16 protein-coding genes, 1 tRNA gene and 1 pseudogene are annotated in these 17,726 nt (G+C 71.2%); 8 read left to right on the forward strand and 10 right to left on the reverse strand.

Going from position 1 to position 17,726, the window contains the following annotated elements; genetic code table 11:
* Positions 1 to 201 precede the first annotated feature (201 nt).
* A complete protein-coding gene (locus tag AB0389_RS18660; protein ID WP_366396498.1) occupies positions 202 to 531 on the forward strand; it encodes a hypothetical protein in 330 nt (109 codons plus the stop codon).
* A gap of 132 nt (positions 532 to 663) precedes the next feature.
* On the opposite strand, the gene AB0389_RS18665 is transcribed toward AB0389_RS18660, so the two are convergent.
* Positions 664 to 1,305, reverse strand: a complete 642-nt coding sequence (locus AB0389_RS18665) for a vitamin K epoxide reductase family protein (RefSeq protein ID WP_366396499.1) — start codon at positions 1,303 to 1,305, stop codon at positions 664 to 666.
* A gap of 60 nt (positions 1,306 to 1,365) precedes the next feature.
* Positions 1,366 to 1,872 carry a DUF5949 family protein gene (locus tag AB0389_RS18670; RefSeq protein WP_366396500.1) on the reverse strand — a complete coding sequence of 169 codons (507 nt, stop codon included), beginning with the start codon at positions 1,870 to 1,872 and terminating at the stop codon, positions 1,366 to 1,368.
* 128 nt (positions 1,873 to 2,000) lie between these two features.
* Here AB0389_RS18670 and AB0389_RS18675 point away from each other — a divergent pair, with 128 nt between their 5' ends.
* The gene (locus tag AB0389_RS18675) at positions 2,001 to 2,966 is read left to right on the forward strand and encodes a hypothetical protein (protein ID WP_366396501.1); all 966 of its coding nucleotides are present in this window, start codon (positions 2,001 to 2,003) and stop codon (positions 2,964 to 2,966) included.
* Between the two features lie 222 nt (positions 2,967 to 3,188).
* On the opposite strand, the gene AB0389_RS18680 is transcribed toward AB0389_RS18675, so the two are convergent.
* The 7 genes from AB0389_RS18680 to galU all read right to left on the reverse strand — a co-directional run bounded on the left by AB0389_RS18680 (position 3,189) and on the right by galU (position 8,783).
* Positions 3,189 to 3,262 (reverse strand) — tRNA-Ala (locus AB0389_RS18680).
* 96 nt (positions 3,263 to 3,358) lie between these two features.
* Entirely contained in the window at positions 3,359 to 4,519 is a 1,161-nt protein-coding gene (gene glpR, locus AB0389_RS18685) for a gephyrin-like molybdotransferase receptor GlpR (protein WP_366396502.1), read from the reverse strand.
* A 137-nt stretch (positions 4,520 to 4,656) separates the two neighbouring features.
* A complete protein-coding gene (locus tag AB0389_RS18690) occupies positions 4,657 to 5,286 on the reverse strand; it encodes a GNAT family protein (RefSeq protein WP_366396503.1) in 630 nt (209 codons plus the stop codon).
* Positions 5,283 to 5,861 (reverse strand): MogA/MoaB family molybdenum cofactor biosynthesis protein, encoded by a 579-nt coding sequence (locus AB0389_RS18695; RefSeq protein WP_366396504.1) that lies wholly within the window; start codon positions 5,859 to 5,861, stop codon positions 5,283 to 5,285. The genes AB0389_RS18690 and AB0389_RS18695 overlap by 4 nt, the downstream gene beginning before the upstream one ends.
* Positions 5,858 to 6,430, reverse strand: coding sequence for a cyclic pyranopterin monophosphate synthase MoaC (gene moaC, locus AB0389_RS18700; protein ID WP_366396505.1), 573 nt, complete (start codon positions 6,428 to 6,430; stop codon positions 5,858 to 5,860). The genes AB0389_RS18695 and moaC overlap by 4 nt, the downstream gene beginning before the upstream one ends.
* A gap of 73 nt (positions 6,431 to 6,503) precedes the next feature.
* Positions 6,504 to 7,820, reverse strand: a complete 1,317-nt coding sequence (glp, locus tag AB0389_RS18705) for a gephyrin-like molybdotransferase Glp (RefSeq protein ID WP_366396522.1) — start codon at positions 7,818 to 7,820, stop codon at positions 6,504 to 6,506.
* Between the two features lie 60 nt (positions 7,821 to 7,880).
* Positions 7,881 to 8,783, reverse strand: a complete 903-nt coding sequence (galU, locus tag AB0389_RS18710) for a UTP--glucose-1-phosphate uridylyltransferase GalU (RefSeq protein WP_366396506.1) — start codon at positions 8,781 to 8,783, stop codon at positions 7,881 to 7,883.
* 138 nt (positions 8,784 to 8,921) lie between these two features.
* Here galU and AB0389_RS18715 point away from each other — a divergent pair, with 138 nt between their 5' ends.
* Positions 8,922 to 9,512: a 5-formyltetrahydrofolate cyclo-ligase gene (locus AB0389_RS18715; protein WP_366396507.1), complete on the forward strand. Its 591-nt coding sequence runs from the start codon at positions 8,922 to 8,924 to the stop codon at positions 9,510 to 9,512.
* Between the two features lie 34 nt (positions 9,513 to 9,546).
* On the opposite strand, the gene AB0389_RS18720 is transcribed toward AB0389_RS18715, so the two are convergent.
* On the reverse strand, positions 9,547 to 12,432 hold the full coding sequence (locus AB0389_RS18720) for a penicillin acylase family protein (protein WP_366396508.1): 2,886 nt from the start codon (positions 12,430 to 12,432) through the stop codon (positions 9,547 to 9,549).
* Between the two features lie 311 nt (positions 12,433 to 12,743).
* On the opposite strand from AB0389_RS18720, the gene AB0389_RS18725 reads away from it, so the two are divergent.
* The 5 genes and pseudogenes from AB0389_RS18725 to AB0389_RS18745 all read left to right on the forward strand — a co-directional run.
* A complete protein-coding gene (locus AB0389_RS18725; RefSeq protein ID WP_366396523.1) occupies positions 12,744 to 14,306 on the forward strand; it encodes a potassium/proton antiporter in 1,563 nt (520 codons plus the stop codon).
* Between the two features lie 328 nt (positions 14,307 to 14,634).
* Positions 14,635 to 15,882 carry an MFS transporter gene (locus tag AB0389_RS18730; protein ID WP_366396524.1) on the forward strand — a complete coding sequence of 416 codons (1,248 nt, stop codon included), beginning with the start codon at positions 14,635 to 14,637 and terminating at the stop codon, positions 15,880 to 15,882.
* Between the two features lie 66 nt (positions 15,883 to 15,948).
* A complete protein-coding gene (locus AB0389_RS18735; protein ID WP_366396509.1) occupies positions 15,949 to 16,332 on the forward strand; it encodes an FmdB family zinc ribbon protein in 384 nt (127 codons plus the stop codon).
* A gap of 99 nt (positions 16,333 to 16,431) precedes the next feature.
* Positions 16,432 to 17,265, forward strand: a complete 834-nt coding sequence (locus AB0389_RS18740) for an S-methyl-5'-thioadenosine phosphorylase (RefSeq protein ID WP_366396510.1) — start codon at positions 16,432 to 16,434, stop codon at positions 17,263 to 17,265.
* A 194-nt stretch (positions 17,266 to 17,459) separates the two neighbouring features.
* Positions 17,460 to 17,726, forward strand: a pseudogene (locus AB0389_RS18745) (hypothetical protein); the annotation flags it as partial.

Raw genomic sequence — 17,726 nt, forward strand, 5'->3', positions numbered from 1 at the left:
GCGGCTCTTCCGCGTACCGACCGCTTCACAGACCGCTTCACTGCCCCCTCGACCCCCTCATTGACCGTTTCCGCCGCGCCGAAAAGTCGTTAACGATAGCGGGGCCGCCCACCGAAAAAGGACGGGCGCCCCTAAAGCCCCTGCGCGAGAAGTGAGTTGCGCCGTACGGGGATCGCGGAATCACCAGAGAAGGATTCGGGAATGAAGCCCACCAAGATCACCGCCACTGTTGTCGCCGCCGCCGGTTCCGTACTGGCGCTGGCCGGAGCCGCCACCCCGGCCCTGGCCGCCGCCCCCGCGCCCGCCGCAGGGCCGGCTCCCACGACCTCGCTCAGCCTGAACGGCGGCGTCGAGGAGATCCTGGCCGAGGGCCTGCGCGACCCCAACCCGCTGCACAGCAACGCGCTGGACACCGAGCGGCCGGGCTCCGTCCTGCACGCGGTGAACCAGGTGACGAAGGAGCTCAACAAGCCCCGGCAGGGCGGCAGCGGCGGCGGCAAGCTCCTCGGCGGCATGCCGCTCGGGAAGTAGCGCCTGCCCGTACCGCGACCGCACCACACCCGCACCGCGCCCGCACCGCGCCCGGAACAGCCGCCGCCCCTCACGGCCGAGGAGAGAGCCGAGAGGGGCGGAGAGGGCGTAGACCCCGACGGGACGGACCGGTCAGCCGGTCCAGAAGTCCCACCACCGGGTCAGGATGAGCATCCCGATGATGCCGATGTGCAGCACCGGCAGCACCCAGGTGAACTCCCCGAGGAGACCGCGCACGGCGGCCGGCGCGGGCAGCAGCCCGGCCCGTACGTTGCGCGAAGTGACGTACCAGAACATGACGATGGTCCCGGCCCAGGCCAGACTGCACCAGAGACAGAGCGAGCTGATGCGGTACAGCGACTGGTACTGGAGCCAGGTGCAGAACACGACCCCGAACAGCATTCCGGCGTTCAACCCCAGCCAGAACCACGGCCGGTAACGCGCCCCGGCCAGCAGCCCCATCCCGGCGCAGATCACCACCGCGTACGTGACGAGCCCCAGCATCGGGTTCGGGAAGCCGAAGACCGACGCCTGCTCGCTCTTCATGATGTTGCCGCACGAGACCACCGGATTCAGACTGCACCCCGGCGTGAACCCCGGGTCCTCCAGCAGTTTGAACTTGTCGATGGTGATGACCCACGCCGCCAGCGCCCCCGCCGCGCCCGTGATCACCAGCAGCAGCGCCAGCGCCCGGCTGTCGCCGCGTACTCCGCCGCCATCGGCGCCGCCGGCGCCGTCCTGAGCCGTCGCGTCCTGCGTCAGGGTGGTTGCCATGTCCTGTTCCCGTCCCGTCCCGTCGTCCGTCCCGGTCCTGCTACCGCGCCCGCGCCCGCCTCAGCCGCGGAGGCTGCGTACGGGCACCAGGCAGTGCGCGGCGGCGGCGAGCATCTCCGGGTCACCGGCGAAGGCCCGCAGCCGCTCCTCGTCGACCGGGCGGCCCGGGACCCCCTCGGCCCACGGCCGGGTGGCGACCACGAAGTAGACCTTCCCGGTCTCGCGGGCGTCCTGCTCCCACTCCGGGGGTACGGCGCACTGCGCGTTCAGATACGGCATGGTCAGCACGGCCCGGCCCGCCTCCACGAGCAGCTTGACCGAGACACCGCCGGGCGACTCCGTGAGATCGACCACCTCGCCGGGCCGCAGTCCGACCTCGCCGAGGACCGCGCGCATGGTCTCCTCGACGATCCCGGGGCCGCCGCGGCCGTCACCGAGCGAATAGGCGAGCAGATAAGGCGAGTTGCGTTCGCTGTCGGTGGGGTCACTGGTCCAGGGAATCACCGAGAGAGTGCCCAATTGAGAGATGTACTGGGCGCTGTTCGACGCGGTGTTGGTAGTGGTCATACTTCGGCACAGTACTGGCCCGCGCCGTATATCCGTGAGCCCCGTTCACCCGACCGGGTTACCACCAAGGCGACTTCGCCCCTTTATGAATCCAACCCCCTTTTCCGTAATGAATATAAGATGCTCACATGAGAATTCTGATGGTCGGCGCCGGAGCCCTGGGGCAGGTCTTCGGCCTCTGGCTCACCGAGGGCGGCGCGTCCGTGACGTACGAGGGGAGACAGGGCAGGGACAGCGGGGACGCCAGGACGCTGTTCCGGCTGCGGAGGTTCGGCCGCCCGGTGCCCGGACAACTGCGTCCGGCCGGCCCGGCGGACGGACCGGCGGACGGCGCCTGGGACGCGGTGTGGCTGTGCGTGCCCTCCCCCGCCCTGCACGAGCCGTGGGTACGCGCCCTCCGCGACCGCATCGACACAGGCGCAAGCACCGGCACCGGCACCGGCACCGCGACCATCGTCACCATCGGCCAGGACCCGCGCGATCTGCCCGCCCTCACCGAGATCTGGCCGGCCGAGCGGATCGTCCAGCTGGTCCCGTCCGTCCTCGCCCACCGGACACCGGCGGGCATCGCGTACTGGCTGCCGCCCGGCACCGCGCACACGGTCCACGGCACGGACGACCGCGTCCGCCCCGTCATCACGGCGCTGCGAGCGGCGGGCGTACGGGTACGGCGCGCCCGGCGCCCCGGCGCGGCCGAACTGGGCGCCGCGCGGATGATCCCGTACATCGCCGCCCTGGAAGCCGCGGACTGGTCCCTGCCCGCGCTCCGCGCCCACCTGACCACACCGGCCGCGGCCACCCGCGAGGCGGTCACCGTGACCGCCGCGCTCCTCCACCGCCCACGCCCGCGCCCGCACGTCCCGGCCCTGGCCGCGGGACTGGTCCTGCGGGTCCTGCCCGTACTGGCCCCGTTCGACCTGCCCCGCTACCTGCGGACGCACTTCACCAAGGTGGGCGGGCAGACCCGGGACATGCTCGACGCGTGGATCACCGAGGGCACGGCGCGGGGCCTGCCGGTGACGGCCCTGAGGGAACTGCGTACCGCCCTCAACTCCCCCTGCACCTCAGTCGACTTGACCAGCCCCGACATCTGACTATCCCCGGGGGGCTCTGTTCGGATTCGGCGCGCCCCGCACCGTCAACACGTATGGCGACACGCCGCCGACCAGCAAGGACACCGGGCACCGCACACGGCCCGGCCGTCGCCGTCAGCCGCGCCTTCCGACGCGCCCGCGGCATCCGGTGAGCCGTGAGCCGGAAACGACAAAGTCCCGCCCGATCAAATGACCGGGCGGGACTTTGTTTTGTTGCTGTTGTGGACCTGAGGGGATTTGAACCCCTGACCCCCTCGATGCGAACGAGGTGCGCTACCAGTCTGCGCCACAGGCCCTTGCAACGAGTGAAACTTTAGCACCCTCGGGGCCGTGCTCGGAAATCCGTTGGGCGCTGGTCACGGGCGGGGTGGGGCCTCCGGGCGGGGGCGGGGTCATTCGTTGGCGGCGCGGGGGCGGGTGGTGTCGTCGTACTGGTCGAAGAGGGGGGTACGGCCGCGGTCGCGGTGGCGGCGCGGGGGCGGGGGGGCCGCGGCCGGGGGAGCCGGTTCCGGGGCGGGTTCCGCCGTGGAGGAGCGGGCCGCGCTCCAGGTCTCCGGGTCGGTGACGTCCACGCCGCCGGTGGCGCGGGGGGCGACCGGGGCCGTGACGTAGGTGGGGAGGGGGACCGGGACGGGTTCCCAGCTGTCGCCGCGGGCCGGGCCGCGTTCGCGCTGCTGGTCGACCCACTCCGCGTGGTCGGTCTGCTCGACCAGGGCCCGGCGGCCGGCCTCCTGCGGGGAGACCGTGGCGACGGGCTCGGGCGCGGGGCCCGGGACGGGGTCGGGTTCCTCTGCGGGCTCGCCGGCCGCCGCCGACGCGGCGGGCTGGTGGCGGCGGGGGCGGTTCTCGCGCAGGCGCTGGGCCGCGGCCTCGGCCCTGCGCCGGTCCATGGTGAACGCGAAGCGGCGCCGCTCCTGGCCGCGCAGATGCACGATGTACGTGCTCAGCAGGACGGCCGGCACCGCGGGCGCCCAGAGGAAGCCGAGGCCGCCGACCGCGGCGACGACGGCGCCGAGCGTGAAGGCGAGGAAGAGGACCACGGTGGTACGGCGGCGGCGCGCCAGGACCTGCGAGCGCTGCGCGCGCCGGGCGCGTTCCGCCGATGCGCCGGTGGGGCGCTCACGGCGCTCGCGCCGGTCACGCCGGTCGCGCCGCTCACTACGCTGACGCGCCTCGCGCGTCTCACGCCGCTCGGGTTCGGGTTTGGGTTCGGCGCGGGGCGCCGCGGGGCGCGGGGCCGGGGCCACGGGGATCTCCATCCGTACCTCTGTGTGCTCCCGAGGCGCGGAGAAGGCCCGGACGTCGACGGAGCTGATCGACTCCGCGTGACGGTCCGGCTCCGCGTCGGTCCCCGCCTCCTCGGCGCGCCCCTGAAGCTCCCTGGCGTAACGGCGCTCCATGGCCGCCCTTCCGGACAGCAGCCGGATGGCGGTGCTGAAGCGTTCCGTCGGACGCGCCTCATTCAGCTCGTCCTGCCTGCGGAGCCACATCGGCACCAAGTAGGCGGCCCAAGCCCCGACGATGACTGCGTAGATGAGGCCGCTGCTGCTCACGGTTCACACCGTAGAGGGGTTCGCACGACGGCATACGCCAATTGGGCCGGTGTGTCGCACGATCTAGCTGATATCACGGACTTTTTTTATGATCTTTCGGATCAGTTTATGACCATATCGAATCCAATATCGAACACTTATTTCATTTTCTGGTTGTTCCCGGGCCGCGTCCGCTGCCAGCGGTGGAGCAGTCCCTCCGGGACCTCCTCGGCCGTGAGCACATAGACGAGATGGTCCCGCCAGGCCCCGTCGATATGGAGATAGCGCGGGCGCAGCCCCTCCTCACGGAAGCCGAGCTTGTCGACGACCCGGCGGCTGGGCCCGTTCTCCGGCCGGATGCAGACCTCGATACGGTGCAGCCCCACCATCCGGAAGCAGTGGTCGACGGCGAGCGCGACGGCCGTCGGCACGACCCCGCGCCCCGCCACCTCGCGGTCCACCCAGTACCCGACATGCCCCGAGCACATCGAGCCCCAGGTGATCCCTGCGACCGTCAACTGGCCGACCAGCCGCCCCTGGTACTCGATGACGAACGGCAGCATCCGGCCCGCGTGCGCCTCGGCGCGCAGATGCCGGACCATCTGACGGTACGTGGGGCGCTGCGCGCCCGGTGAGCCCGGCGGCGGGGGCGGAATCGTCGCTTCCCACGGGCGCAGCCAGTCGCGGTTGCGCCGGTTCACCTCGCGCCAGACGCGCTGGTCGCGCAGTTTTATCGGGCGCAGGACGACATCGCCGTACGTCAGGGTCGCGGGCCAGGCGGGGGTCATCCGTCGGTACGCGGGTGATCGCCGCCGTGGATCTGGTCCACGGCGTGCACGAGCAGCCGGCCGAGGACGGCGAGGCCGTCGCGTACGCCGCCGGCCGAGCCCGGCAGGTTCACGATCAGCGTCCGTCCTGCCACGCCGGCCAGGCCCCGGGAGAGCGCGGCGGTGGGGACCTTGGCGGTGCCCTGCGCGCGGATCGCCTCGGGGATGCCCGGGATCTCCTGGTCGAGCACGCGCCGGGTGGCCTCGGGGGTGCGGTCCGTGGGCGAGAGGCCGGTGCCGCCGGTGGTCAGGATCACGTCGTACGCGGCTGCCACGCCCTCGCGCAGCGCCCGTTCGACCGGATCGCCGTCGGGGACGACCGTCGGCCCGTCGACCGCGAAGCCGAGCGCGGCCAGGCCGGCGGCGAGGATCGGGCCGCCGGTGTCGGCGTAGACGCCGGCCGCGGCGCGCTGGGACGCGGTGATCACCAGGGCGCGGCGGTGCGGAGCCGGCGCGGCGCCCGCGCCGGGCCCGGCGCTCGTACCGGTGGCCGGCGGTCTGTGGCCGGCGCCGTCCCTCGCGGGTGGCGTGCTCATGCCGCGCCCCCCGCCGTGTCCCCCGCCGTCTCCGGGCGCGTCCACGTGCCGGACTTGCCGCCGGTCTTCTCCTCGACCCGTACGTCCGTGATGACCGCGCCCTTGTCGACCGCCTTCACCATGTCGACGACCGTCAGCGCGGCGACCGACACGGCGGTCAGCGCCTCCATCTCGACGCCCGTACGGTCGGTGGTCTTCACCGTCGCCAGGATCTCGACGGCGTCGTCCGCGACCCGGAGGTCGACCGTCACGCCGGATACCGCCAGCGGGTGGCAGAGCGGGATCAGTTCGGGGGTCCGCTTGGCGCCCATGATGCCCGCGATCCGGGCCGTGGCGAGGGCGTCCCCCTTGGGCACTCCCCCGCCCCTGAGCAGCTCCACGACGGCGGCCGAGACAAGCACCCGGCCGCTCGCGCGCGCCACGCGCGCGGTGATCTCCTTGGCCGAGACATCGACCATACGGGCCGCGCCCGACCCGTCGAGGTGCGTCAGACGGTCGCCGCCCCGCCCGTCGGGTGGCTCAGGGGGCTGCTGGGGTCCGGGGGTCTCCCCCCGGGAAAACACGGTCATTCGCTGCTGGCGCTCCCGGTCCGGGCCCGACAGGGCCTGTGTGGGCAGACACGGTACCGCCACCGGGCCGTACTCAGCCGATCAGGACCACGTCGACCTCCGTGCCGGGCGCCACGGAGACGGTCTCCTCCGGGACGACGATCAGCGCGTCGGCCTGGGCGAGGGCGGCCACCAGGTGGGAGCCGGCGCCGCCGACCGGTGTGATCGCGCCCGCCTCCGCGTCGTACGCGCCGCGCAGGAACTGCCGCCGGCCCGCCGGGGACGACAGCGGGCCGCCGGCCGCGAGGGTGGCCCGGACGACGGGCCTGTGCACGTCCTCCAGGCCCATCAGCGCCCGGATCGCGGGCCGTACGAACAGTTCGAAGGAGACGTACGACGACACCGGGTTGCCCGGGAGCGCGAGCAGCGGGGTGTGTTCGGGGCCGATCGAGCCAAAGCCCTGCGGCTTGCCGGGCTGCATCGCGAGCGTACGGAAGTCGATGCCGCTGCCCGCCTCGTCCTCGTCCCCGACGGACGAGAGCGCCTCCTTGACGACGTCGTACGCCCCGACGCTGACGCCGCCCGTGGTGACGACCATGTCGGCGCGGATCAGCTGGTCCTCGATGGTGGCGCGGAGGGTGTCCGCGTCGTCGGTGACGGCGCCGACGCGGTAGGCGATGGCGCCGGCGTCCCGGGCGGCGGCGGTGAGGGCGAAGCTGTTGGAGTCGTAGATCTGGCCGGCGCCCAGCGGCTCGCCGGGCTGGACCAGCTCGCTGCCGGTGGAGAGCACGACCACGCGCGGGCGCGGGTGGACCCGCACCCTGTCGCGGCCGATGGCGGCCAGCAGACCGATCTGGGGCGGGCCCAGGACCGTACCGGCCGCCAGGGCCAGGTCGCCGGCGCGTACGTCGCTGCCGCTCGCGCGGACATGGGCGCGGGGCTCCGCCGAGCGGTACACCCGCACCTCGCCGTCGGAGCCGTCCCGGCCGGGGCCCGCGGGGCGCATCGAGGTGACCGCGCCACCGCCCGCGCCGCCGTCGGTCCACTCCACCGGGACGACGGCCTCGGCGCCGGGCGGGAGCGGCGCGCCGGTCATGATGCGGGCCGCCTGCCCGGGGCCGACCTCCGGCAGGGCGCCGCTGCCGGCCGCGACATCGCCGATGACGGTCAGCACGGCCGGGAACTCCTCGGTGGCGCCCGCGAGATCGGCCGTCCTGACCGCGTAGCCGTCCATGGAGCTGTTGTCGAACGGCGGCAGGGCGACCGGCACCGTGACGTCCTCGACGAGGACGCAGCCCTGGGCGTCGGGCAGTTGCAGCTCGATGGGGTCGAGCGGGCGGACGGCCGCGAGGATGTCCGCCAGGTGCTCGTCCACCGTCCAGAGCCGGCCGGGCCCTGCCGCCGCTGCCACTGTCGCCGCCGGTGCCGCTGCCGCCGGGTCCGGTGCCGGTTCTGCCGTGCTGCTCAAGTGCTACATCTCCTCGCTGACGTAACCGCGGAGCCAGGTCCGGAAGTCCGGGCCCAGGTCTTCACGTTCGCATGCGAGTCTGACAATGGCACGCAGATAGTCGCCGCGGTCCCCGGTGTCATAGCGGCGGCCCTTGAAAATGACGCCGTGGACGGGCCCGCCGACCTTCTCGTCCGCCGAGAGCTGCTGGAGCGCGTCGGTCAGCTGGATCTCGCCACCGCGGCCGGGCTCGGTCCTGCGCAGTATCTCGAAGACGGCGGGGTCCAGCACGTAGCGGCCGATGATGGCGTAGTTGCTGGGCGCGTCGGCGGGATCGGGCTTCTCGACGAGGTCGTGGACCTTGACGACGTCCGCGTCGGCGGTGGGCTCGACGGCGGCGCATCCGTAGAGGTGGATCTGCGCCGGGTCGACCTCCATGAGGGCGATGACGCTGCCGCCCTCGCGCTCCTGGATCTCGACCATACGGGCCAGCAGCGGGTCGCGCGGGTCGATCAGGTCGTCACCGAGCAGGACCGCGAAGGGCTCCTGTCCGACGTGCGGGGCGGCGCACAGCACGGCGTGGCCGAGGCCCCGGGGGTCGCCCTGACGCACGTAGTGCATGGTGGCGAGGTCACTGGACTCCTGGACCTTGGCGAGCCGTTCGGTGTCGCCCTTGAGCGTGAGCGCCTGCTCCAGCTCGTAGTTCCGGTCGAAGTGGTCCTCAAGAGGGCGCTTGTTGCGGCCGGTGACCATGAGGACGTCGGAGAGACCGGCGGCCACCGCCTCCTCGACCACGTACTGGATCGCCGGCTTGTCGACGACCGGCAGCATCTCTTTGGGAGTGGCCTTGGTGGCGGGCAGGAACCGGGTGCCGAGGCCTGCGGCGGGGATGACAGCCTTGGTGATCCTGGAGGGCGAGTGAGTCATACGACGAACCCTATCCATCAGGAATGGGCGGAAGATGATACTCCGGTTAACTTTCGGCTCATAAACTCTCATGTGTGAGGTTTGCGACACTCTGTCAGCCTGAATTGAGCCAGGACCAGTCAGAAAGTGGGCCGTGAAGTGAGCCAGGACACGTCCGCCAAGGCTGCCATACGCCGTGAACTCCTCGCGGCGAGAGCCCTGCTGTCCGATGAAGACGCGCGAAACGCCGGATCGGTTCTCACCCGGCGGGCACTGGAACTGCCGGAGCTCGCCGGCGCCGCCACGGTCGCCGCCTATGTGTCGGTCGGGCGGGAGCCGGGCACGCGCGCGCTGCTCGACGCGCTGCGCGCGCGGGGGACGCGGGTGCTGCTGCCGGTGCTGCTCGCGGACAACGACCTGGACTGGGCGGAGTACGAGGGCGCCGAACGGCTCGTACGCGCCGCACGCGGCCTGCTGGAGCCCGCCGGGGCGCGGCAGGGCCCGGACGCCGTCCTGACGGCGCGTACGGTCCTGCTGCCCGGTCTCGCGGTCGACGCGCGGGGGATGCGGCTGGGGCGCGGCGGCGGCTCGTACGACCGCGTCCTGGCGCGGCTGTCGGCGGCGGGCGCGACGCCGGCGCTGGTGGTGCTGCTGTACGCGAACGAGGTGGTCGCGCGGGTCCCGGAGGAACCGCACGACCACCCCGTGCGGGCGGTGGTGACACCCGAGGGCGTCACGCGCTTCGTGTAGCGCTTGCTTCGGTCTGCCGCGGTCTTGCCGCGGGCTACTTCGTCAGCGTCAGCGTGTCCGTCGTGGAGCGTTTCACCGCGGCGTCGCCGAAGGACCAGTCGAGCAGCTCACCATTGGCCCACTTGTCCGTCTGGTCGGTGTAGTGCGCGCTGTAGGCGTGTCCGGAGGCGCCGGTGAGGTTGATCCAGCGGGACTTGTCCCAGTCGCCGACGTTGACGACCATCCGCATCGACGGCACCCAGACGACGTGGTAGCCGCCCGCCGCGTTCCAGCCCGTCGCGTTGACCGTGGCCTCGCCGCCGCCCAGGTTCCACGGGCCGCGGTTGAGCATCTGCTTGAGGATGCCGGGGCCGCTGGTGCCGAGGGTCTGGTTCTCCAGCTGGAGCTGGTGGAGGCGGCCCCAGCTCCAGCTGGAGACGTCCTTGCCGAGCTTGGCGGTCAGCTCCCAGCGCGCGTCCTGCATGGCGCGCGCGAAGAGCTGGTCACGGGTCTTGGTGGCTTCGTCCTTGCGGGTGGCCGGGGAGCTCCACCAGGGGCTGTTCTCGTCCTTGATGATGTTCTGCACGACCTGGATCCAGCGGTCCCCGCCGTCCGGCTGGGCCTGGTCGGGGGCGCGCTGGCCGCATTCGCGCACCAGCCTCTGGTTGTCGTCCACCGGTCCTGAGCCGTTGGCCGGCCGGACGTTGAGGCACTCGCCCTTGACCCGCAGCTCCTTGGGGAGCTTGTCGCCGAAGGCCAGCATGAGGATGTTGCGCCAGACCGCGTTGAAGTAGGCGGCGGCGCCCGAATCGGCTTCCTGGGTGTAGTCCCAGCCTTCGAGGAGCTTCTGGGCCTCGCGGACGGACGGCTCGGTGATGTCCGCCTTCAGCAGATAGGGCATCAGCAGCTTGGCGATCTGGCTGCTGTTGTCCATCTGCATGGACCCCATGTCCTCGGTCGAGATCTTCCCGCCGTCCTTGATCTTCGAATCGATCAGGTCGACGATCCGCTGGCTGCGGGCGCCGTAGCCCCAGTCCTCGGTCAGCGTGTACGGGTACTTCTTGGCGTCGATGACCGCCTGGTTGGCGGTGACGATGTAGCCGCGCTTCGGGTTGTACTCGTACGGCAGCTCGTCGAAGGGGATGTACCGGTCCCACTTGTACGCGGGGTCCCAGCCGGGGGCCGGGGTCCGGCCGTCGAAGCCCTTGGAGCGGACCGGGATCTTCCCGGGCGCCTGGTAGCCGATGTTGCCCTTGGTGTCGGCGTAGATGAGGTTCTGCGAGGGGACCTCGAAGTGCTCGGCGCCCTTGCGGAACTGGTCGAAGTCCGCGGCCCTGTTGATCTCGAAGACGGCGTCCATGGACTTGCCGGGTTCGAGCGCGGTCCACTGGAGCGATACGGCGTAACCGTCGCCGCGGTCCGGGGCGACATCGCCGACCGGGGCCTTCTCGCCGACCTTCTTCAGCTCGCTGTCGCGGTCGGAGACCACCGGGCCGTGCCCGGTGGAGCGGACGGTGATCTTCCGGCTGGCGCCGCCCGCGACCTTGATGGTCTCTTCGCGGGTCTTGAACTTCACTTCCTTGTCGCCGTACAGGTAGGTGTCGCCGCTGACCTTCTCCAGGTAGAGGTCGGTCACGTCGGCGCCGAGGTTGGTGAAGCCCCAGGAGATGTTCTGGTTGTGACCGATGATCACGCCGGGCATCCCGGAGAAGGTGTAGCCGGCGACGTCGTACTTGCAGGCCGCCGAGACCGTCCGGCAGTGCAGGCCCATCTGGTACCAGAGCGAGGGCAGCTGGGGCGCGAGGTGCGGGTCGTTGGCGAGGAGGGGCTTGTCCGTGGTCGTGTACCGGCCGGCTACGACCCAGGAGTTGGAGCCGATGCCGCTGCCGCTCGGACCGAGCAGGGCGGGCATCTCGTCCAGGGTGCTGGTGAGAGCGGTGAGCTGGGAGGCCAGCCCCTCGGTGGCTTCGGAGGCCGTGTAACCGACGTTGGTGCCTGTGCCGGTGCCGGTACCCGTTCCGGTGCCGAGGCCCGTACCGGTGCCTGTGCCTGTGCCTGTTCCGTCGCCTGTGCCCACGTCCGTGCTCGGGTTCGTGCCCTGGCCCTGCTCCGTCGTGTCGCCCGTGCCGGTGTCGCCGCTCGTGTCGCCCGGGAACTCGCTGGTGGGCTCCGCGGCCGGGTCGTACTTGCCGGAGGCCGGGTCTATCCCGCCCGCGCTGACGATGGGCTGGTTACGGCTGTACGAATACGACGGATACAGCTCGTCGATCTGCTTCTGGCTGAGCCGGCTGGTCATCAGCGAACGGTCGATCTCGTCCTGCATGTTGCCGCGCAGGTCCCAGGCCATCGCCTTGAGCCAGGCCACGGAGTCGACCGGGCTCCACTTCTCGGGCTTGTAGTCGTTCGTGAGCTTCAGCGCGGCGTACTCGACGGAGATGTCCTTGCCGTCACGGCCGTCGAGGTAGGCGTTCACCCCGTCCGCGTACGCCTGGAGGTTCTTCTTGGTCTCCGCCGAGAGCTGGGTGTCGTACTCCTTCTGCGCGACTCCGCGCCAGTCCAGGGTGCGCAGGAAGGTGTCGGTCTTGACCTGTCCCTTCCCGAACATCTCGGAGAGACGCCCGGCGGTGAGATGGCGGCGGACGTCCATCTCCCAGAAGCGGTCCTGCGCCTGGACGAAGCCCTGGGCGCGGAACAGGTCCTGGTCGGTGTCCGCGTAGATCTGCGGGATTCCGTAACTGTCGCGCCGGACCTCCACGGAGCCCGACAGGCCCGCGAGTTTGATCGTCCCCGTGGTCTGGGGGAAGGAGGCGCGGACGGTGCTGACGCCCCAGTACGCGCCGTATCCGACACCCGCGACGAGCGCCAGCACCAGGACGATCACGATCAGACGGGCGCGTCGCCCCTTCTTTTTGCCGGAAGGGGGGGCTGTATTGGCGGGCATCGCTGTCCTTCGAGGGGCAGGGTGGTCCTGGAATGCTGGAGCAACCATAGGCGCAGCACTTCACCGCGCCGGACGCGGAGTCATGCAGTACGACTCACCAGACGATCACATCGCGAATCACACCGGGCTTTATGGGCCGATTCGCACCTTGATCGCGACGGAAATCACATCGCCTCCGCACCGGAGAGCGCCCATAAGTCGTGGCTCGGGCCGCAGTTCAGCCGGAAGTTCGTCTCGTACTGGCACTCGAAAGCGTCAAGGAAGCGTTAAAGATTAGGTAAGGTAATGAAGTACCGGCTACCGGAGAAGCGATCCGGGACGCGCGCGAGGGGAAGGATCGGCCGCTGACTGTCCACCATCTCAATGAACTTCTGCTGATCAGCTCCCTCGTCCTGCTGATCGCGGTCGCCGCTGTCCGGATCTCGTCGCGCAGCGGCCTCCCCAGCCTGCTGCTCTACCTCGGTATCGGGGTCGTCATAGGGCAGGACGGTCTCTTCCACGTCAAGTTCGACAACGTCGAACTCACCCAGGTCATCGGCTATGCCGCACTGGTGGTGATCCTGGCCGAGGGCGGTCTGGGCACCAAGTGGAAGGAAGTGCGGCCGACGCTGCCCGCGGCGGCCGTGCTGTCGACGGTCGGCGTCGCGGTGAGCGTGGGCGTGACGGCCACCGCCGCGCACTATCTGATCGGTCTGGACTGGCGGCAGGCGCTGATCATCGGTGCGGTCGTCTCCTCGACGGACGCCGCCGCGGTCTTCTCCGTTCTGCGCAAGGTGCCGCTGCCGTCCCGGGTCACCGGCGCGCTGGAGGCCGAGTCCGGGTTCAATGACGCCCCCGTGGTGATCATGGTGGTCGCGCTCTCCGCGTCCGGCCCGGTCGAGCACTGGTACCTGCTGCTCGGCGAGATCGCGCTGGAGCTGGCGATCGGCGCCTGCGTCGGGCTCGCCGTCGGCTGGGCGGGCGCCTTCGGACTGCGCCGGGTCGCCCTGCCCGCCTCCGGGCTCTATCCGATCGCGGTGATGGCCATCGCCGTCGCCGCGTACGCGATCGGCGCCACCGCCCACGGCAGTGGCTTCCTCGCCGTCTATCTCGCCTCGATGATCCTCGGGAACTCCAAACTGCCGCACGCCCCGGCCAACCGCGGGTTCGCGGAAGGGCTGGGCTGGATCGCGCAGATCGGCATGTTCGTCCTGCTCGGACTGCTGGTGACCCCGCATCAGCTGGGCGACGACTTCCTGCCCGCGCTGATCGTCGGACTCGTCCTGACCGTGGTGGCCAGGCCGCTGGCGGTCCTGGTCAGCCTGCTGCCGTTCCGTATCCCGTGGCAGGAACAGGCGCTGATGTCCTGGGCCGGGCTGCGCGGCGCGGTGCCCATCATCCTGGCGACCATCCCGATGGTCTCCGGGGTCGAGGGCAGCCTGCGGATCTTCAATATCGTCTTCCTCCTGGTCGTGGTCTACACCCTGATCCAGGGGCCGACCCTGCCCTGGCTGGCGAAGGCCCTGAAACTCGGCTCCTCCTCCGACGCCGCCGATCTGGGCATCGAGTCGGCGCCGCTGGAACGACTGCGCGGGCATCTCCTCTCCGTGGCCATCCCCGAAGGGTCCAAGATGCACGGCGTGGAGGTCGCGGAACTGCGGCTTCCCGCGGGGTCCGCCGTGACCCTGGTCGTACGGGACGACAAGAGCTTCGTCCCCCTGCCCGCGACCGTGCTGCGCCGCGGGGACGAACTGCTGGTGGTGGCGACGGATCCGGTACGGGACGCGGCCGAGCGGCGGCTGCGCGCGGTGGCGCAGGGCGGCAAGCTGGCCGACTGGCTCGGCACGGGCAGAGGGAGGGGCCGGAGCGTGGGCGTCGGCGGAAAGCTCTCCTGATCGGAGGCGGGGGTCCACCACGCTCGCTCTTTCCCAGGCCGGATGCGCTTCTGTGCCTGTACGATAAAGGCGCACTTGATCGAACCAACTCTGCCTGACGCAGTGCTGGCGCGACCCGTATGGCGGCCGTGGCGCTCCCTTCAGTGGACCCCGGCATCTACCGCAGTTCCGCGCAAGAGGACAGCTCTCGGCCCTGCCCGGAACCCCGGGACGCGCTACCAGGCGGCGGAAAGGCAAGGCCGTGTCCCGCAACACGGTCAGCAAGGCCGATAAGGCCGACGTCAACCAGAACCCCACCCGGGAAGCGCCCCGCCCCGGATACGGACGGCTGCTGCGCACCCCCGGCGTCCGGTCGTTCCTGCTCCCCGGGTTCGCCGCCAGACAGCCCTTCGCGATGCTGACGATCGGCATCGTGCTCCTCGTCCAGCACACCACCGGCTCGTACGGCAGCGCGGGCGCGGTCGCGGCGGTCACCGGCGTCTCCATGGCGCTGTGCGCCCCGCAGGGCGGCCGGCTCGCCGACCGGTTCGGGCAGCGCGCCGTGCTGGTACCGGGCGTGCTGCTGCACACGGTGTCCGTGGGCACCCTGGTCGCGCTCGCGCTGGGCGGTGCCCCGCTGTGGGCGCTGTTCGCCGCCGCCGTACCGACGGGTGCCTCCGTCCCGCAGATCGGCCCCATGGTCCGGTCGCGCTGGGCGACGGTGCTGGGCGACGGATCCGGCCACCGGTCATCACTGCTCCCCACGGCGGCGGCCTTCGAATCCGTGACGGACGAGTTCACCTTCGTCATCGGGCCGGTGCTCGCGACGGCGCTGTGTGCCGGGGTGCACCCGGCGGCGGGGCTGCTCGCCGAGGCCGCGCTGACGCTGGTCGGCGGTCTCCTCTTCGCCGCGCAACGGAGCGGCCTGCCCCGCCCCCGCCACCAGGGCGGTACGGACGTCCCCGCCGAGCGGCGCGGGTCCGCGCTGTCCGTGCCCGGGGTGAAGGTGCTCGTGGTGGCCTTCCTGGGAATCGGTTCGGTCTTCGGTGGCATGCAGGTCTCCCTCACTGCCTTCGCCGAGGAGATGGGCAACCCCGGCGTGAACGGTCTGCTGTACGGGATCTTCGCGGCGGGCAACATGCTCGCCGGTATCGTGTGCGGCACCCTCGCCTGGAAGATCGGGCCCCGGCAAAGGCTGCTGTTCGGCTATGTCGCGCTGACCCTGGCCACCTCCGTTCTCTGGGCCGTGCACTCGGTGCCCCTGCTCGCCGGCCTCGGCCTGCTGGTGGGGCTCTGCATCGCGCCCGCGCTGATCACGGGCTACACGCTGGTCGACTCGCTGGTGCCCGCGTCGGCCCGTACCGAGGCGTTCACCTGGCTGACGGGCGCCGTGGCGCTCGGCCAGGCCGCGGCGGTCACCGCCGCCGGGCAGCTGGCCGACACCTTCGGCGCGAGCGCCGGATTCGTGGTGCCGCTGGCGGGCACCGCACTGGCTCTGGTCGTCCTGCTGGCGCTGCGTTCGCGGCTCTCCCCGAAGGCTTCGGGGCTGGTCGCCGCACGTGGGATGAGTCACCGCGTGCCGGTGACAGTGGACTGATCGCGCGGAATACGTCACTATGGAGCGTCGTTAGCACTCATTGAGTGAGAGTGCCAGGAGGAGCAAGTGCCGACCTACCAGTACAAGTGCACCGAGTGCGGCGAGGGCCTAGAAGCGGTGCAGAAGTTCACCGATGACGCCCTCACCGTGTGCCCGAGTTGCGAGGGACGCCTGAAGAAGGTGTTCTCCGCGGTCGGTGTTGTCTTCAAGGGCTCCGGGTTCTATCGCAACGACAGCCGCGGCTCGTCGTCGAGCAGCGCCCCCGCCACGGCGAGCTCCTCGGCCACCAAGCCGTCCTCGTCGTCCGAGGCCAAGGCCGGCGCGTCCGCCGCGTCCTCGTCCTCCGGCTCCAGTTCCTCCTCGGGTGGTTCGAGCACCGGGTCGGGCTCCGGATCCAGCGCGAGCGCCGGATCGTCGAGCGGCTCCAGTGGCGGCTCTTCCGCCGCCTGATCCTTCTGGCATCCCAGTTGTGCCTCCGCCGGGACCCCGCCGTTTTCACGGTCGGGGTCCTTCGCGTGCGACCCGTGCGGCTGCGGCTACTGTGATCGGATGGCGAACGCAGAGATCGGTGTGATCGGTGGCTCGGGCTTCTACTCCTTCCTCGACGAGGTGACCGAGGTCCGGGTGGAGACCCCCTACGGGCCGCCCAGTGACTCCCTCTTCCTCGGCGAGATCGCCGGTCGTCGTGTGGCGTTCCTGCCCCGGCATGGACGCGCGCACGGCCTTCCGCCGCACCGCATCAACTACCGGGCCAATCTGTGGGCACTGCGCTCCGTCGGCGTGAAGCAGGTCCTGGGACCGTGCGCCGTGGGCGGTCTGCGGCCCGAGTACGGGCCGGGCACGCTGCTCGTACCCGATCAACTGGTGGACCGCACGAAAGCACGGGCGCAGACCTTCTACGACGGACTGCCGCTGCCCGACGGCAGCGCCTCCGAGGTCGTGCACATCTCGCTCGCCGATCCGTACTGCCCCGAGGGGCGGAGCACGACCCTCGCCGCGGCACGCGGGCACGGCTGGGAGCCGGTGGACGGCGGAACGCTGGTGGTGATCGAGGGGCCGCGCTTCTCCACCCGGGCGGAGTCCCGGTGGCATGCGGCGATGGGCTGGTCGGTGGTCGGGATGACCGGTCACCCCGAGGCCGTACTCGCTCGTGAACTGGGTCTCTGCTACACCTCCATGGCACTCGTGACGGATCTGGACGCGGGCGCGGAGACCGGGGAGGGGGTCTCCCACGAGGAGGTCCTCAAGGTCTTCGCCTCCAATGTCGACCGGCTGCGCACCGTGCTGTTCGACGCGGTGGGCGGGTTGCAGCCGAGCGAGGCACGGGACTGTCTGTGCTCGCATGCGCTGGACGGGATCGATACCGGGCTCGAACTGCCCTGATCTCGAGTTGCCCCCGGCCCCGGCGAGCCATGCGCCGGGGCCGCGGAATTTCCCCGGCACCGGCCTGAACCACTCGCGCGGGTGAGGGAGTTGTCCACAATCGGGAGTTGATCCACAGGCCCCGGCGGGATCGTCGCGGACCGTGGATCGTGAGGAGCGAAAGCAGCGATTCCTCACGTCAGGTGGTGGTCCGCATGGCCCGTCCTTTCCCGCACGACCCGCCCTTCCTCCCTCCTCCCACTCCTCTTCCCGTGCCCGCGCCGGAGCCGCGCGGGGTGCCGCCGTTCGATCCGCTGCGGGTGCGCAAGTCCGGGCAGCGGCTGCGCCGGGCGCTGCTGCGAAGGCGTCGGGCGACGGCGGCCGGGCTGGCCATGACGGCGGCGGCGCTGGCCGCCACCGGGGCCGGCGGCGCGGTGGGCGCGGCCGGGGCCGAGCCCGGGAGCGACGCGCGGGCGGAGGCC

Origin of the sequence: Streptomyces sp. NPDC093109 (assembly GCF_040701725.1) — a bacterium.
Taxonomy (GTDB): domain Bacteria; phylum Actinomycetota; class Actinomycetes; order Streptomycetales; family Streptomycetaceae; genus Streptomyces.

Coding starts and splice junctions, on each gene's coding strand:
- AB0389_RS18740 (WP_366396510.1), top strand. CDS start 16,432: ATGGCGAACGCAGAGATCGGTGTGATCGGTGGCTCGGGCTTCTACTCC.
- galU (WP_366396506.1), bottom strand. CDS start 8,783: ATGACTCACTCGCCCTCCAGGATCACCAAGGCTGTCATCCCCGCCGCA.
- moaC (WP_366396505.1), bottom strand. CDS start 6,430: ATGACCGTGTTTTCCCGGGGGGAGACCCCCGGACCCCAGCAGCCCCCT.
- AB0389_RS18665 (WP_366396499.1), bottom strand. CDS start 1,305: ATGGCAACCACCCTGACGCAGGACGCGACGGCTCAGGACGGCGCCGGC.
- AB0389_RS18720 (WP_366396508.1), bottom strand. CDS start 12,432: ATGCCCGCCAATACAGCCCCCCCTTCCGGCAAAAAGAAGGGGCGACGC.
- AB0389_RS18675 (WP_366396501.1), top strand. CDS start 2,001: ATGAGAATTCTGATGGTCGGCGCCGGAGCCCTGGGGCAGGTCTTCGGC.
- AB0389_RS18690 (WP_366396503.1), bottom strand. CDS start 5,286: ATGACCCCCGCCTGGCCCGCGACCCTGACGTACGGCGATGTCGTCCTG.
- AB0389_RS18670 (WP_366396500.1), bottom strand. CDS start 1,872: ATGACCACTACCAACACCGCGTCGAACAGCGCCCAGTACATCTCTCAA.
- AB0389_RS18660 (WP_366396498.1), top strand. CDS start 202: ATGAAGCCCACCAAGATCACCGCCACTGTTGTCGCCGCCGCCGGTTCC.
- AB0389_RS18695 (WP_366396504.1), bottom strand. CDS start 5,861: ATGAGCACGCCACCCGCGAGGGACGGCGCCGGCCACAGACCGCCGGCC.